The following is a 15,482-nucleotide window of genomic DNA, read 5'->3' as shown; positions in this document are numbered from 1 at the left end:
CGCCGGTTACGCTGGCGGCGACCTTGATGTCAGGAGACTACCATGAGCAGTGATGTACTTTTTACCCCCGCGACCGACACCACCGGCTGGCGCATCAATGGCGACCGCCTGTGGGCGTCGTTAATGGATCTCGCGCAGATCGGCGCCACGCCGAAGGGCGGCTGCCGCCGTCTGACCCTCACCGACCTCGACCGCCAGGGGCGGGACAAGGTAATAGGCTGGGCGCGGGAGGCCGGGATGAGCGTCACCATCGATAAAATCGGCAATGTGTTTATGCGCCGGGAAGGCCGCAACCCCGGCCTGCCGCCCATCGTCTCCGGCAGCCATATTGACACCCAGCCCACCGGCGGCAAATTTGACGGCAACTACGGCGTGCTGGCGGCACTGGAGGTGGTGCGCACGCTCAACGATCTGCAGATTGATACCGACGCGCCGATTGAGGTGGTGTTCTGGACCAACGAAGAGGGGTCGCGCTTTGTACCGGTGATGATGGGCTCCGGGGTCTTTGCCGGCGTCTTCCCGCTGGAAGAGACCTGGGCCGTCACGGATAAAGAGGGTGTCAGCGTCGGCGAGGCGCTGGCGCAGATCGGCTATATCGGCGAGCAGACCCCGGGGGAGCATCCCATCGGCACCTATTTTGAGGCGCACATTGAGCAGGGGCCGATTCTCGAAGATGAAGCGAAAACCATCGGTATCGTGCAGGGCGTGCTGGGGATCCGCTGGTACGACTGCGTGGTCACCGGCCAGGCCTCGCACGCCGGACCCACGCCGATGCGCCTGCGTCAGGATGCCCTGCAGGTGGCGACCCGCATTATGCAGGAAGTGGTGGCCATTGCCGGGCGCAGCGAAGAGGGACGCGGCACCGTCGGCAGCGTGCAGGTGTGGCCCAACAGCCGCAACGTGGTGCCCGGGGAGGTCACCTTCTCCATTGATATGCGCAATCTCAGCGATGCGCTGGTGGACGAGATGGATCGCCAGCTGCGGGCGTTTATCGCGGAGGTTGAGCGGGAGAGCGGTCTGCAGGTGGCCCTGAAGCAGGTAAGCCACTATCCGGCGGCGCCGTTCGATGCTGAATGCCAGCAGGCCATTGCCGATGCCGCGCAGCGGCTGGGCTATCCGGCGCGGCCGATCGTCTCCGGCGCCGGGCATGACGCAGTGTATATGAGCTACCTGGCGCCCACCGGGATGATTTTTATCCCCTGCAAGGACGGGATCAGCCATAACGAAATTGAGTATGCCTCGCCGGAGCACGTCGCCGCCGGGGCCAACGTGCTGCTGCAGGTGATGCTTCAGTACGCGCGGCCGGTGTAGACGGTCGTCCTCCCCGGCGGCGCGTCCTCCAGCCGTTTATCATGCTGTCACCCGGGTAAGGCGGTTACACCGCCGCGACCCGGGACGGCGGATGACGGGGCGGTCAATCACGGCTCCCGCTCCCTGCGCTAACCCGCTGGCGGCCAAATTTGCGCGAGCCCACCACGCACAGTACCACGCCCAGCGTAACCGCCAGCATCAAGGGGCTGACGGTTTCGTGCAACAGCGCCGCCGACAGGCCAAGCCCGAAGAACGGCTGCAATAGCTGGAGCTGGCCGACGGCGGCGATCCCGCCCGCGGCCAGCCCTTTGTACCAGAAGATGAAACCGATCAGCATGCTGAACAGCGACACATAGCCGAGCGCCGCCCAGGAGGAGGCCGATATGGCATGCCAGGACGCGGGCTGAACCATCAGCGAGGCGGGGAGCATCAACGGCAGGGCTATCACCAGCGCCCAGCAGATCACCTGCCAGCCGCCGAGCTCCCGCGTCAGCTTTGCCCCTTCCGCATAGCCGAGGCCGCAGGCGATAACCGCCGCCAGCATCAGCAGATCGCCGCTGAGTGAGGCCGCCGCACTTTGCGTCAGGGCGAATCCCACCACCAGCAGGCTGCCCAGCAGCGAAAAGATCCAGAAAGCCCGCCGCGGGCGTTCGCCGCCGCGCAGTACGCCGAAGAGGGCGGTCATCAGCGGCAGCAGGCCAATAAACACAATCGAATGCGCCGAGGTGATGTGCTGCAGGGCCAGCGCCGTGAGCAGGGGAAAGCCGATCACCACCCCTGATGAGACGATGATCAAGGGCACAAGCTGCGCCAGGCGCGGGCGTTTCTGGCGAAAGCCGACCAGCAGCGCGACGGCAAGCAGCCCGGCGATGGAGGCGCGCAGAAAGGTCAATAAGAACGGATCCATATCCTGCACCGCCAGCCGCGTCGCGGGCAGCGACCCGCTAAAAATAATCACCCCCAGTAAACCATGAAGCCATCCGGACCAGGGACCGGGCACCGATTTATCCATTGTTGAAGCTACCACGTTAACCTCGCGTTATCAGATGTGCTGTGCCCGCTTGAGCATCGTCTGTGGCGATGGTAATGTGCCCAATCTAATACAATCAAATTATTGTCATAGATACATTTCACGATGAAAGCCCGATATAAAGCCGTTGTCGACCGATATGCCCAGGCGATCCGCAGCGGGCAGCTGCCCGCAGGCACCCGTCTGCCGACGCACCGTACCCTTGCCGCCGGAGAACGCCTCTCGCTGGCCACCGCCACGCGCGTCTACCGTGAACTGGAAGAGATGGGGTTGGTCAGCGGCGAAACCGGCCGCGGCACCTTCGTGCGCGACCTCTCGCTGCCGCCGGGGCACGGGGTCGATCAGCAGGTGGTGGCCGCCGATGTCGTGGATCTCAATTTCAACTACCCTTCGCTGCCGGAGCAGGGCGATGCGCTGCGCGAGGCGCTCAGGCAGCTGGCGATGGCGGGCGATATTGACTCGCATCTGCGCTATCAGCCTCATGCCGGGCGGCTCGCCGAGCGCGAAATTATCGCCCGCCATTTGACCTGCCAGCACTTTACGCCGGATGCGGAAAATGTCCTGATCGTCAACGGCGCACAGCACGGGCTGGCAGTGACCGTCATGGGGCTGTTACGTCCGGGGGATGTGGTGGCGGTGGATGCGCTGACCTATTCGGGCTTCAAGGTTCTGGCGGCGCTGTATCATCTGGAGCTGGCGGCGATCCCCTGTCGACCGGAGGGGCCGGACCTGCAGGCGCTTCATACGCTGTGCCAGCAGCGGCGGGTGCGGGCGGTGTATACCATGCCGACGCTGCACAATCCGCTGGGCTGGGTGCTCAACACCGGGCAGCGGCAGGCGCTGGCCGATCTTGCGCGCCAGCACGATCTGCTGATTATTGAAGATGCCGCCTACGCCCGGCTGGTGAGCCGTCCGCCGCCGCCGGTGATCAGCTATGCGCCGGAAAGAACGGTGTATGTCACCGGTTTTTCAAAAAATATCGCCACCGGGCTGCGCGTGGGGGTGGTGATTTCTCCGCCGCGCTACCGGCCGGAGATTGAGCGCGCCATCCGCGCCACGACGTGGAATACGCCGACGCTGATAAGTTCGCTGATCTGCGCCTGGATTGAAGATGGCACGGTGGCACGCTTTGAAATGCAGAAACGACAGGATGCGCGACAGCGGCAGCAGGTGGCCCGCGAGGTGCTTTGTGGGCTTCCCGTCGTCAGTCATCCCGATTCGTACTTTGTCTGGCTGCCTCTGGGTGAAGAGAGCCGGGCCGATCGACTGGCGAATGCGCTGATGGAACGCCGTATTTCGGTGTCGACCGCCGAGCCGTTCTGCGTCTCCGCCACGATCCCGCAGGCGCTGCGCATTGCGCTCGGATCGGTGCCTTTCGACAGTCTGCGCCCGGCGCTGCTCAGCGTGCGCGACGCCGTTGAGTATGAACAATACCGCTAACCCATCTGCTCCAGCTGGCCGCGCAGGACCTCCACCCCCTGGGCGATGGCGTCAGGGTTAATGGCGTGGAATCCCATGCGAAAGTAGTTATCCGGCGGCGCGGCGCTGAGAAAATGGCGCGCCCCGGGCTCAATCAGCACGCCGGCGTGGGCGGCGCGCCAGGTGAGCTGCTGGGTGTTGATCTGCGCCGGGGTCTGCAGCCAGAAGGCGTTAGCATGTTCGCTCCCCGCCAGCGCGCGACACGACGGCAGATAGCGCTGCAGGGCGGCGTGCAGGCGCTCCCAGCGCTGGGCGGAGTCGTAGTGGTAGCGCCGCAGATGGGTTTCATAATGGCCCTGGGCAAGGAAGTGGGCCATCTGGTACTGAATGTTGGTCGGCGGATGGCGATAGACCAGCCGGCGCAGGGCGCGCGCCTCGTCGATCAGGTCCGGGTCGGCGACCATAAACCCCAACCGCAGCCCCGGTGACAGCGCTTTTGACAGGCTGCTGACATACACCACCCGGCCGCTGCGATCGCTGGCCTTCAGCGCCGGCAGTGGGTTGAGGGTAAAGTTACTCTCCGAGTCATAATCATCTTCAATAATGACTGCGTCATGGCGGGCGGCATGCTCCAGCAGCTGGCGACGCCGCGCACTGCTCATGGTCACCCCGGTGGGCACCTGATGGCCGGGGGTGACATAGTAGTAATCGCAGGGACGCTCATTAAGCACGATCCCCTCTTCATCCACCGGGTGCGGCACCACCTCGGCGTCGGCGAGCAGAAAGGTGTTGATGGCTTCGCGAAAGCAGGGGTTTTCGACGCCAATGCGGGTGATGGAAGAGAGCAGCAGTCGGGTCAGCAGGTAGAGCGCATTTTGCGAGCCAAGGGTGATGAGAATTTCATCCGGCGCGGCGACAATGCCGCGCTTGGGCAGCACCCGGGTGCGGATCTGCTCGATCAGCATCGGCACATCCTGGTCAATATGGTCGATGACCCACGCCGGGTCGCGCACCCCGCCGTGCAGCCAGTTCGCCGCCGAGCGCCAGGTGGCCAGCGGGAACTGCCGGGTATCGGGCTGGCCGTAGATAAACGGGTAGCGGTAGTGCATCCAGCCCGCCGGTTTGAGGATCGACTCCTGCTGGCTGGGGGTCATCTGCAGCCGGTCGCCCCAGCGTGGTGCAGCGGCTTCGCGCTGCGGTGCACTCTCGACGGCGGCAGGCGAAGCTTCATGATAGTCGGGATGCAGGTAGTAACCGCTTCGTGGGCGGCTAATCAGGTAGCCCTCGTTGACCAGACTTTCAAACACCAGCGCGGTGGTGTTGCGCGAGACGCGAAGCTGGCTGGCCAGCTGGCGACAGGAGGGCAGCGGGGTGTCGGCGGCGAAGATCCCGCTGAGAATGGCATTCACCAGCGTCTCTCGCACCTGTTCCTGCAAACCGCGGCCAGGCTGAAAATCAACGTGTAACAGGTGACGGATCATACGGGGCTCCTCTGGCAATAACGCATTGCGACCACCCGTTACACTCAGCAAATTCCATACCACCCTGCCGCCATCTGACACAGCGATGCGGCCCATCTGGCTCTATACGGAATTGAAAAACGCTCCCACATTAAAAACGTATTCAGCCGCCGTGGACCGGAACGTCCCCGGCCACTATTTTGCAGAAACCTTTTCGCGTTCTGGAATGAACCCGTCTGGCCAATCCATCAGGGGTGAAATAATGAAAAAATCATTGGCATCAATGTGTCTGAGCGCTGTATTAACGGTCGCTTTTTCTTATCACGCCGTCGCGGCCGATCTTCCGGAAATAGAAAAATCCGGCACCTTGAAAGTGGCGACGGAAGATGATTATGCGCCGTTTAACTTTATGAATAATGGCCAGGCCGATGGCTTTAACAAAGATATGCTTGAGGAATTACGTAAATATGCCAAATTCCATGTCGACCAGAGCATATTACCGTGGACCGGATTATTAGCGGCCGTCTCCACCGGGCAATACGATATGGCCTTAACCGGGGCGGTTATTACCGATGAGCGGCTGAAGGTCTTTGATTTCACCCCACCGTGGGCCTCCGCGCAGCACTATTTCGTCAAACGCGCTGGCGATACTTCGTTAAATACGATTGCCGATCTCAGCGGCAAAAAAGTGGGGTTACAGGCCGGGAGCGCGCTGCTGGCGCGTTTGCCGGAGCTGAAGGCGATGCTGGAGAAGACCGGCGGCAAGCTGGGACCGGTGGTGGAGTATCCCTCCTATCCGGAAGCTTACGCCGACCTGGCGAATAAGCGACTGGATTACGTGATTAACGTGGTGATCTCGGTAAACGACCTGGCGAAAGCCAAACCGAAGGTCTTCGCCAAAGGGCTGGCTGTCTCCGGACCGGGGTATATGGCGTGGCCGATCCCGAAAAACTCGCCGCAGCTGCTGGCCTATATGACCAAGTTTATGAACCACATGAAGGAGACCGGCAAGCTCGCCGAGCTGCAGAAAAAATGGTTTGGCGAAACCTATGACAACCTGCCGACCGAGGCGATCACCAGCCCGGAACAGTTTCACAAACTCGCAGGACTGTAATATTCCGCGGCGGGCGACCGCCGCCTGTTGCTGAGAAGGAGGGCCTCATGGATGCAATTTCCTGGCAGTTATTAATCGAAGGCGCATGGACGACCCTCTGGATTTCGGCCATCGCTATCGCCTTCGGGGTGGTGGCGGGCCTGCTGATCGCCCTGGTACGGATGCTGCGCCTGCCGGTGATCGACCAGCTGCTGGTGGTCTATATCAGTCTGGCCCGCGCAACGCCGCTGGTGACGCTGGTGCTGTTTCTGTTCCTTTCCCTGCCGACGATGGGCATTAACCTCGACAAGAACGTGGCCGCCATCGTGGCGCTGACGCTTAACACCTCGGCGTTTAACGCTGAGATCTGGCGCAACGCCTTCCGCACCTTTCCGCGCGAACAGCGGGAGGCGGCGGAGTCGGTGGGAATGCGCCGCTGGACCTACTTCCGCTACATCATGCTGCCGCAGATGTGGATCGAGAGCCTGCCGGCGCTGGTCAATGAGATGTCCTTTTTGATCAAAGGTAGCCCGGCCATCGCCGTGATTGGCGTGGTGGATCTCACCCGGGTCACCAACCGTATCTCCTCGGTCACCTACGAGCCGCTGTCGCCGATCCTCGCCGCCGGCCTGCTGTATGTGGTGATCATCGGCTGTTTGTTGAAGCTGCAGGGTATCGCGGAACGTAAAGCCAGGCGTCTGGCGCGCTAGGAACGGGAGGCATTATGAATCAGTGGGGCGTTATCTGGTCGGTTCGCGATAGCTTTATTGCCGGGTTATTCGCGACCCTCGAACTGTTTATTACCGCCGCCCTGGCGGCGCTGATTATCGGTATTGCGCTGTGTTATTTTAGCGAATATCAAAAGAAAGTGATTAACCGGATTATTATTGGTTTCGTCAGCCTGATGCGTGCGATCCCTTTTTTGATCCTCGCTTATCTTCTGTATTACGGGCTGCCGCAGCTCGGTATTAGCATGGAGCCGTGGACCGCCGGTTTACTGGCCCTAATTATTTATCATGGCGCCTATTTTTTTGAAATATTGCGCAGCCAGCGGCGGGTATTTTCCGGCGGATATATTGAAGCGGCGATTGCTCAGGGCTTTTCGCGCTATGCCATTTTTCGGCGGATTATTTTACCCAATATCATCTCTTCCGCCTTACCGCTGATCGGCAATCAGCTGATTATTTGCCTGAAGGACACCGCTTTCCTGAGCATTATTACCGTTCAGGAGATCACCGCCGCCGCCAACAGCGTCCAGGCGACCTATTTTATTCCGTTTAACGCCTTTATCGTCGCCATTGGGCTTTACTGGGCGATCAGCATTCTGCTGGAGCTGCTGATTAAGCGCCTGACCGCCTGGGGAGCCAAAAGAGGAATGAGCCATGCCTGAGTCTATTGCCGTAAGCGTCAAAAACGTCTCCAAACAGTTCGATAATGTGGAAGTCCTGCGGGATATTAACCTGACGGTGGAGAAGGGGACCGTGGTGAGTATTCTCGGCTCGTCCGGGTCGGGAAAATCCACACTGCTGCGCTGTATGAACTGGCTGGAACAGCCGGACCGCGGTGAAATTCATATCGGCGGTCAGCGACTGGGGATTGATGAACAGCGCGGCCGGGCGATGTCGCACCGCCAGCTGGCCAAAATTCGCGAGCGGGTGGGGATGGTCTTTCAGAGTTTTAACCTGTGGCCGCATCTGACCGTTCAGCAAAACGTCAGCGAGGCGCTGCTGCACGTTAAGGGCATGAAACGAGACGAGGCGAAGGCCATTGCCATGCAGCAACTGGAGAAAGTGGGCATGGCGCACAAAGCCGATGTTTACCCGATCACCCTCTCCGGCGGGCAGAAGCAGCGGGTGGCGATCGCCCGTTCGCTGGCGATGTCGCCCGAAGTTATTCTCTTCGATGAACCGACGTCGGCGCTGGATCCGGAGCTGGTTAATGAGGTGTTGGGGGTAATGAAAGCCCTCGCCGCCGAGGGTTACACCATGGTGGTGGTGACGCACGAGATGGATTTTGCCCGCCAGGTGTCCAACGAGGTGGTGTTTCTGGAGAAGGGGCTGCTGATTGAGAAGGCGCCGCCGGAGAAGTTCTTCACTCAGCCTGACTCTGAACGCGTCAGGCAGTTTCTGCAAAGCAGCCGTTAGTCCGGCTTGCATCCCCTGCCGGTATCGCCGGCAGGGGAAAAACCACGCGCCTGCCTAGTCCCGGTCAATAGCGAACGGCTGCCACGCCTGACGGACCGGCATCACCTCCACCCGGTTAATGTTCATATGCGCCGGCAACGTGGCGATATAAAACATCTGCTCGGCGATATCGCGCGCGCTCAGCGGCGTGGTGCCGCGATAGAGCTTATCCGATGCCGCCTGGTCGCCTTTGGTACGTACCAGGGTAAATTCGGTCTCGGCAATCCCCGGCGCCAGATCGGTGACCCGCACGCCGGTGCCAAGCAGATCGCAGCGCAGGTTATAGCTGAACTGCTTCACAAACGCCTTGCTGGCGCCATACACATGGCTGCCGGGATAGGGCCACTGCCCGGCGATCGAGCCGATATTGATAATACTCGCCCCGGCGCCATGGCGTATCAGCGTCGGCAGCAGGGCGTGGGTCATCGTCACCAGACCGGTGACGTTGGTGTCGATCATCGTTTTCCAGTCCTCCAGCGCCACCTCCTGCGCCGGCAGTGGCGACAGCGCCAGCCCGGCGTTGTTGATCAGGGTGGTGACATCGGCGAAGGGGGCGGGGAGCGACGCCACGGCGGCAGCCACCGCCTCGCTGTCACGAACGTCAAGCTCAATAATATGCACCGGCACCTGGGCGGCGAGTCTGTCCTGCAAGGCCTTCAGTCGCGGATAGCGGCGCCCGCTCAGCACCAGCGACCAGCCCGCGTCGGCAAACACCTGCGCTGCCGCTTCGCCAAAACCCGAGGTCGCCCCGGTGATAAACACTACGTTGCTCGTTGCCATGTCATTCTCCTGTGCGGTTGTCCCTCCACTATAAAAACGCCGGACGGCAAGGCACAGGGCCAGACGGCGGACGCGGATGTGACACCGTGTCACATCGTTTTTCGCGCACTGGCTCTATCCGTTTTGCGTTGCCGCGGCCAATGATGAAGCCAACCACAACGACATGAGAGAGGGCAGGGTATGAAGCTGGCACTACAGAACGAGGTCGCGGTAAGCAATGATGAAGTTCGGCAGCTGGATCGCGCTTATGTGTTTCATTCATGGTCGATGCAGGGCAATCTCCATCCGCTGGTGATTGCCGGGGCGCAAGGCTGCGAGCTATGGGATTACGAGGGGAATACCTGGCTCGATTTCAGCAGCCAGCTGGTGAACGTCAACATTGGCTATCAGCACCCCCGGGTACTGGCGGCCATGAAGGCGCAGCTGGAGACCCTGGTCACCATCGCGCCCGCCACCGCCAACCTTGCCCGCGGCGAAGCGGCGAAGCGCATCGTCGACCTGGCGCCGGCGGGCTTCAGCAAGGTGTTCTTCACCAACGCTGGGGCAGATGCCAATGAGAACGCGATTCGCATGGCGCGGCTCTATACCGGGCGCGACAAAGTGCTGTCGGCCTATCGCTCCTACCATGGCAACACCGGCAGCGCGATCGCCGCCACCGGCGACTGGCGCCGGGTGCCGAATGAGTTCTCCCGCGGCCATGTGCACTTCTTCAACCCCTACCTTTACCGCAGCGAGTTCAACGCCGCGACCGAGGAAGAGGAGTGCCAGCGCGCGCTGGCGCATCTGCGGCGGATCATTGAATGCGAAGGGCCGACGGCCATCGCGGCGATCCTGCTGGAGTCCATCCCCGGCACCGCCGGGATCCTCGTGCCGCCGGCAGGCTATATGCAGGGTGTGCGCGCCCTGGCCGACGAGTTTGGCATCGTGCTGATCCTCGATGAGGTGATGGCCGGCTTTGGCCGTACCGGCAGCTGGTTCGCCTTCGAACAGGATGGCGTGGTGCCGGATCTGGTGACCTTTGCCAAAGGGGTTAACGCGGGCTACGTGCCGGCGGGCGGGGTGCTGATTAGCGAGCCGATTGCCCGCTATTTTGACGACCACTTTTTTGCCGGCGGGCTGACCTACTCCGGCCATCCGCTGGCGATGGCGGCGATTGTCGCCACCATCGACGCGATGAAAGAGGAGAAGGTGGTTGAGAACGCGGCCTATATCGGCAACGAGGTGCTGCGCCCCGGTCTCGAGGCGCTGGCGGAGAAGCACGCCATTATCGGCGAGGTGCGTGGTCGCGGCCTGTTCCAGGCGCTGGAGCTGGTGAGCAGCCGTGAACAAAAAACGCCGCTGACTGCCGCCGACATGGCCGCGATCAAAGGGGCCTTAACCGAGGCCGGGCTGTTGGCCTTTGTGGTGGAGAACCGCATTCACGTGGTGCCGCCGTGCACCATTACTGCTGAGCAGGTGGCGCAAGGGCTGGCGATTTTTGATGCGGTCTTTGCTCGCTTTGCCAGCCTGGCGAAGTAGGGGAGTGGCATCGGATAACGTTACCTGGCAGTACGCTTGCCGGGCCTAAACGCCAGCCGGACGGTGCCCTCTCCCTCCGGGAGAGGGCCAGGGTGAGGGGAAGCACTGCAGTGTGGTTGTTTATGTTATCTGTGGCTTCAGCGTAGTTTGCGCTCCCGGTTAATCGTCTGCGTTATGTCACTCATGGCGCAGGGAGCGCACAGGGGGCGGCCAGTCGCCGCCGCCCCCTGTACCCCCGGGCTCCGGCCAGCAACATCGCCGCTGCGCGGTGCCTTCGACTTATCCCTGCAGGCTTCGGGTCGGGCCGAGGCAGCGTCCCTGCAAAACACGGCCCTCAGCCCGCATCCATGCGGGCTGCCCCGGCCTGCCGGGAACGTCTCAGCGATGTTGAGGCCGCCAGCACCGGCAGTTTCAGCAGCCCCAGGACCCGCGGTGATTTGGGTTTGTAGGCCGGGTAAGGCGTACGCCGCCACCCGGCGAAATCAAGGATACCGTGCCTGATATCTTGCCCGGCGGCGCTGCGCTTGCATGGGCCTAAGCGCCAGCCGGACGGTTCCCTCTCCCTTCGGGAGAGGGCCAGGGTGAGGGGAAGCACTGCAGTGTGGTTGTTTATGTTATCGGTGGCTTCAGCGTAGTTTGCGCTCCCGGTTAATTGTCTGCGTTATGTCACTCATGGCGCAGGGAGCGCACAGGGGGCGGCCAGTCGCCGCCGCCCCCTGTACCCCCGGGCTCCGGCCAGCAACATCGCCGCTGCGCGGTGCCTTCGACTTATCCCTGCAGGCTTCGGGTCGGGCCGAGGCAGCGTCCCTGCAAAACACGGCCCTCAGCCCGCATCCATGCGGGCTGCCCCGGCCTTCCGGGAACGTCTCAGCGATGTTGAGGCCGCCAGCACCGGCAGTTTCAGCAACAATGGTGAATAAATTAACGACAGGTCGCACGAATCCCAGGTCGGGTAAGCGGAGCGCCACCCGACAAAACAACGGCGCATCGGGCTAAGGCGCCGGGCAGCGGGGACAGGGTGCGCTCTGTTGCCCTCACCCCGGCCCTCTCCCACAGGGAGAGGGGGAAAACCGAGCCTCACTCCGGCTCTTCATACACAGGGAGAGGGGGGAAACCGGCAGTTTCAGTCGCCGCAAGTGGGTAAATTAACGACAGGTCGCACGGACCCCAGGTCGGGTAAGCGAAGCGCCACCCGACAAAACAGCGGCGCATCCGCTGACCTCACCTCATCCGGTGTTCTCCCTTGACCAGCGCTTCGCGATCGAAAAAGCGCTGGATCACACCCTCCGCCATAAACGCCGCCCGATCGGACATATGGGCGATGACGTCGGCATCGTGGCTCACCAGCAGATAGGTCATGCCGTGCTCCTGTTTCAGGCGGTTAAGCAGATTGAGAATTTCCGCCTGCACTGACATATCCAGCGCCGAGGTCGGCTCATCCAGCAGCAGGATCTGCGGGCGCAGCAGCAGGGCGCGGGCAATGGCTACGCGCTGCCGTTGCCCGCCGGAGAGCTGGTGTGGATAGCGGCGGACGGCGTCGGCGGCCAGACCCACCTGCTCAAGGGCGGTGGTCACTCGGGGGGCAACGTCGCGGATGCCGTGGATCTGCAGCGGCTCCGCCAGGGTGCGCCACAGAGTATGGTTGGGATGCAGCGAGGCGTACGGATCCTGAAACACCATCTGCACGTTGCGCCGCAGCGCGCCCTGAAAGCGGGCGCCCGGCGCGATGCCCTGGCCCAGCAGTTCTACGCTGCCGCGCCATTCGCGCTGTAATCCGGCGAGCACGCGCAAAATCGTCGATTTACCGCAGCCCGAGGCGCCGATCAGACTGAAGGTTTCCCCGGCGTCGACACAGAAACTGGCGGCAGAGACCGCCGTCTTCGCGCCGAATGTTACCTGCAAATCCTGAAGATTAACGATCGCCATGGGCCGTCTCCGTAAAGTCCTGGGTTCTGTCGAGGGTCGGCAGCATCTGGCCGTAGGTGTGCGCATTTGGCCGGCAGGTCCACAGGGTGCGGGTATAAGGGTGCGTCGCGCTCGGTAGCGCCCGCGCCGGCATCTCATCGACCTGTCTCCCCCGGTACATCACCAGCACGCGATCGCAATGCGCGGCCACCAGCGGCAGATCGTGGCTGATCAGTAGCATGGCCATCTGCCGCTGCGCGCACTGCTCCACCAGCAGCTCGAGGATCTGGTTGCGCAGGCGGGCGTCGAGGGCCGAAGTTGGCTCGTCGGCTATCAGCACCTTCGGGTTATTAAGCAGCGCGAGGGCGATCATCACCCGCTGCCCCATCCCGCCGGAGAGCTCGCCGGGATAGCGGCTGAGGACCGGCAGATCCAGACCGACGGCGGCGATGGCGTCTTTAACCGCCTCGGCGCGCCCACGGCGGCTGAGACGCTGATGCAGGGTTAACGCCTCTTCCAGCTGCGTCTGAATGGACTGCACAGGATTTAGCGCATAGCGCGGATCCTGCAGCACCATAGCGATATCGTTGCCGCGCAGCGCGCGCCAGCCGCGGGCGCTGAGGGTTAGCACATCGCGCCCCAGCACCTCCAGCCGTTCGGCGCTCACCACCCCGGGCTTGCGCACCAGGCCCATCAACGCCCGGGCGGTCATCGATTTGCCGGAGCCAGATTCGCCCACCAGCGCCAGCCGCTCGTTGCCGAGGGTGAAGCTGACGTTGTCCACCACCCGGGCGGTGGGGTAGTCGACGGCGAGTCCCTGGACGGTCAGTCGGATGTCAGTCATGTTGCGGCTCCAGAATATCGCGCAGGCCATCGCCCAGCAGGTTAAACGCCAGGCTGGCGAGCAGGATCGCCGCGCCGGGGATGGCAGCGATCCACCACTGGTCGAAAATCACCTGCATCCCGTCGGCAATCATCGCTCCCCACTCCGCCATCGGCGGGCGGGCGCCCAGGCCGAGAAAGCCGAGACCGGCGGCGGCGAGGATAATGCCCGCCAGATCGAGCGCCAGCCGGACAATCGCCGACGGCAGACACAGCGGCAGAATATGCCCAATCAGTAGCCGCCAGCCGCGGATGCCCAGCATCTCCGCCGCGGCGAGGTAGTCGCTATGGCGCAGGCGCTGAATTTCGCTGCGCGCCTGACGGGCGTAGGCCGGCCAGGTGGTCAGGGCTAACGCCAGCGCGCCGTTGACCAGCCCCGGGCCGAGCATCGCCACGAACGCGAAGGCGAGGATCAGGCGCGGCATCGACATCACCACGTCGGTAAACCGCATCAGTATCCGCTCCAGCCACCCGCCATAGTAACCGGAGAGGATACCTACCAGCAGCCCGACGGGCAGGGTAATGGCGGTCACCAGCGCCACCAGACCCAGCGCCGGGCGGGTGCCGTAGAGCAGGCGCGACAGCAGGTCGCGGCCGTAGCTGTCGGTGCCGAGCCAGTGTCCCGCCCCGGGCCCCTGCAGACGAGCGGCGGCATCCTGCCAGTTGGGATCGTGCGGCGCCAGCCACGGGGCGAACAGCGCGGTCAGTACCAGCAGGATCACCAGGGTCAGGCCGCTGAAGGCGGCGGGTGAGCGGCGCAGACGGCGTAAAAACAGATAAGTCGGCATCAGCGCACCCTCGGATCGGTTAACCGCACCAGCAGGTCGGTCAGGTTATTGATCAGCACAAAACTCACGCCAATCAGCAGCGTGCCGCCCATGATCGCCGTGGTATCCCCGGCGAACAGCGCGGTGGTGAGGTAGCGGCCGATCCCCGGCCACGAGAAGACGGTTTCGGTGAGCACCGCCCCTTCGAGCATGGAGGTCCAGGCGAGAGCGGTCACCGTCAGCAGAGTGCCGCGGATATTGGGCAGGACGTGGCGCAGCAAAATCGTCATCTCTCCGGCCCCTTTGGCCCGCGCCAGCAGAATGTACTCTTTGTTCATCTCGCTCAGGCAGGCGGAGCGGGTCAGGCGGGTGATGCTCGCCAGCGAGTAATAGGCCAGCACCAGCACCGGCAGCGCCAGATGGCCGATGGCATTTTTAAACGCCGCGGTATCGCCGGAGAGCCAGGTGTCGATCAGCGCAAAACCGCTGCGCGGCTCGACGGTATACTGATAAATATCGTCGAGTCGACCCGGGCCCGGCGCCCACTGCAGCCGGGCGTAAAACAGGGCCAGCATCAGCAGGCCGAGCCAGAAAATGGGCACCGAGTTGCCCAACAGGGTAAAGGTGCGCACCGCCAGATCCCACGGCGAACCGGCGTAACGGGCGCACAGCACCCCGGCGACGATGCCCAGTACCGCGCCGACGATCAGCGCCAGGGTCGCCAGCTCAAGGGTCGCCGGGAAGACCGCCAGCAGATCGTGGAGCACCGGCTGGCCGGTGGCGCTGGCGATGCCAAGATCGCCATGAGCCAGGTTGACCAGGTAGTGCCAGAACTGCACCGGCAGCGGCTGGTCGAGACCCAGCTGATGGCGAACCTGGTCATAGGTCGACTGGCTGGCATGGTCGCCGACGATCTGCAGTACGCGGTCGACGGGCGACAGCGCGGAGAGCGAGAAGGTGACCAGCAACAGCCCGAACAGCGTGAGCAGCAGCGTCAACAGCCCCTGCAGCAGGCGGGTAAGGTGAGTGGAAAACGATGGCATGGAAAATGGAAATTCCTGGTATATCAACATGATTCCCGGCGGCGCGACGCCCGCCGGGCCCGGGTGGCGAAACGGTCATCCGGGCAGGCGA

At 62.7% G+C, this 15,482-nt stretch carries 14 protein-coding genes; 7 read left to right on the top strand and 7 right to left on the bottom strand.

The genetic code is table 11. The annotated features are described in order from the left end of the window. Positions 1-42: 42 nt before the first annotated feature. On the top strand, positions 43-1,311 hold the full coding sequence (locus DTA24_RS21185) for a Zn-dependent hydrolase (RefSeq protein WP_023339757.1): 1,269 nt from the start codon (positions 43-45) through the stop codon (positions 1,309-1,311). 103 nt (positions 1,312-1,414) lie between these two features. On the opposite strand, the gene DTA24_RS21180 is transcribed toward DTA24_RS21185, so the two are convergent. Continuing rightward, a complete protein-coding gene (locus tag DTA24_RS21180) occupies positions 1,415-2,323 on the bottom strand; it encodes a DMT family transporter (RefSeq protein WP_032691344.1) in 909 nt (302 codons plus the stop codon). A 123-nt stretch (positions 2,324-2,446) separates the two neighbouring features. Between DTA24_RS21180 and DTA24_RS21175 the strand changes: the two genes are divergently transcribed. Beyond that, complete coding sequence (locus DTA24_RS21175) at positions 2,447-3,781, top strand: PLP-dependent aminotransferase family protein (protein WP_023339759.1); 1,335 nt, start codon at positions 2,447-2,449, stop codon at positions 3,779-3,781. Here DTA24_RS21175 and DTA24_RS21170 read toward each other — a convergent pair. Continuing rightward, on the bottom strand, positions 3,778-5,241 hold the full coding sequence (locus DTA24_RS21170; protein ID WP_032739283.1) for a PLP-dependent aminotransferase family protein: 1,464 nt from the start codon (positions 5,239-5,241) through the stop codon (positions 3,778-3,780). The two genes, DTA24_RS21175 and DTA24_RS21170, sit on opposite strands and share 4 nt — an antisense overlap. Before the next feature lie 241 nt (positions 5,242-5,482). Between DTA24_RS21170 and DTA24_RS21165 the strand changes: the two genes are divergently transcribed. Genes DTA24_RS21165 through DTA24_RS21150 form a run of 4 tightly spaced genes read left to right on the top strand, consistent with a single transcriptional unit; the run spans position 5,483 to position 8,457 of the window. Beyond that, positions 5,483-6,334 carry a transporter substrate-binding domain-containing protein gene (locus DTA24_RS21165; RefSeq protein ID WP_002893184.1) on the top strand — a complete coding sequence of 284 codons (852 nt, stop codon included), beginning with the start codon at positions 5,483-5,485 and terminating at the stop codon, positions 6,332-6,334. Positions 6,335-6,381: 47 nt separating this feature from the next. Beyond that, positions 6,382-7,023 (top strand): amino acid ABC transporter permease, encoded by a 642-nt coding sequence (locus tag DTA24_RS21160; RefSeq protein WP_004142522.1) that lies wholly within the window; start codon positions 6,382-6,384, stop codon positions 7,021-7,023. A gap of 14 nt (positions 7,024-7,037) precedes the next feature. Then, positions 7,038-7,703, top strand: a complete 666-nt coding sequence (locus DTA24_RS21155) for an amino acid ABC transporter permease (RefSeq protein ID WP_012968744.1) — start codon at positions 7,038-7,040, stop codon at positions 7,701-7,703. Beyond that, positions 7,696-8,457, top strand: a complete 762-nt coding sequence (locus DTA24_RS21150; protein ID WP_008805553.1) for an amino acid ABC transporter ATP-binding protein — start codon at positions 7,696-7,698, stop codon at positions 8,455-8,457. Before DTA24_RS21155 ends, DTA24_RS21150 begins: the two co-directional genes overlap by 8 nt. Positions 8,458-8,511: 54 nt before the next feature. Here the strand turns inward: DTA24_RS21150 and DTA24_RS21145 are convergent, their stop codons facing one another. Next, positions 8,512-9,276: an SDR family NAD(P)-dependent oxidoreductase gene (locus tag DTA24_RS21145; RefSeq protein WP_008805554.1), complete on the bottom strand. Its 765-nt coding sequence runs from the start codon at positions 9,274-9,276 to the stop codon at positions 8,512-8,514. A gap of 180 nt (positions 9,277-9,456) precedes the next feature. On the opposite strand from DTA24_RS21145, the gene DTA24_RS21140 reads away from it, so the two are divergent. Next, entirely contained in the window at positions 9,457-10,794 is a 1,338-nt protein-coding gene (locus DTA24_RS21140; RefSeq protein WP_008805555.1) for an aspartate aminotransferase family protein, read from the top strand. 1,221 nt (positions 10,795-12,015) lie between these two features. Here DTA24_RS21140 and DTA24_RS21130 read toward each other — a convergent pair. Genes DTA24_RS21130 through DTA24_RS21115 form a run of 4 tightly spaced genes read right to left on the bottom strand, consistent with a single transcriptional unit; the run spans position 12,016 to position 15,391 of the window. Further along, positions 12,016-12,720 (bottom strand): ABC transporter ATP-binding protein, encoded by a 705-nt coding sequence (locus DTA24_RS21130; RefSeq protein WP_123837056.1) that lies wholly within the window; start codon positions 12,718-12,720, stop codon positions 12,016-12,018. Next, positions 12,707-13,543, bottom strand: a complete 837-nt coding sequence (locus DTA24_RS21125) for an ABC transporter ATP-binding protein (RefSeq protein WP_023297191.1) — start codon at positions 13,541-13,543, stop codon at positions 12,707-12,709. The genes DTA24_RS21130 and DTA24_RS21125 overlap by 14 nt, the downstream gene beginning before the upstream one ends. Next, a complete protein-coding gene (locus DTA24_RS21120) occupies positions 13,536-14,369 on the bottom strand; it encodes an ABC transporter permease (RefSeq protein WP_008805558.1) in 834 nt (277 codons plus the stop codon). The genes DTA24_RS21125 and DTA24_RS21120 overlap by 8 nt, the downstream gene beginning before the upstream one ends. Beyond that, positions 14,369-15,391 (bottom strand): ABC transporter permease, encoded by a 1,023-nt coding sequence (locus tag DTA24_RS21115; protein ID WP_008805559.1) that lies wholly within the window; start codon positions 15,389-15,391, stop codon positions 14,369-14,371. Before DTA24_RS21115 ends, DTA24_RS21120 begins: the two co-directional genes overlap by 1 nt. Positions 15,392-15,482: the final 91 nt, after the last annotated feature.

The sequence above is a fragment of the Klebsiella sp. P1CD1 genome (genome assembly GCF_003790505.1).
Lineage (GTDB): Bacteria > Pseudomonadota > Gammaproteobacteria > Enterobacterales > Enterobacteriaceae > Klebsiella > Klebsiella variicola.
Note: the sequence above shows the minus strand (reverse complement) of the source record. Positions and strands in the feature narration are given on the sequence as shown.